The 249-nt window shown below is 49.8% G+C and carries 1 protein-coding gene; it reads right to left on the minus strand.

The annotated features are described in order from the left end of the window. Nucleotides 1–249, minus strand: a 249-nt coding sequence (locus AAEZ09_RS28855; RefSeq protein ID WP_350601747.1) for a cation:dicarboxylate symporter family transporter, incomplete at both ends; no start/stop codon positions are given.

Raw genomic sequence — 249 nt, forward strand, 5'->3', positions numbered from 1 at the left:
GTGAATACCAGTGGGTAAGGGTTTTTGCCCGTCTTAATCAGCACGATAATGGGGTTGGCGACCAAGGCGATAAATAGCATACAACCGACCAGTACCATTAAGATACGCGCATAACCCGCTAATGCACCAAAGCCTGTCTCCGCGACGGTATTGGCAACTAGACCTAAGATACCAAAGGGCGCTAGAGCAATGACCCATTTCACAACTTGCGAGATAGCATCCGCAAAATCACCGACGACAGTACGAGCC

The sequence above is a fragment of the Pseudomonas sp. 65/3-MNA-CIBAN-0223 genome (genome assembly GCF_040310425.1).
Lineage (GTDB): Bacteria > Pseudomonadota > Gammaproteobacteria > Pseudomonadales > Pseudomonadaceae > Aquipseudomonas > Aquipseudomonas gregormendelii.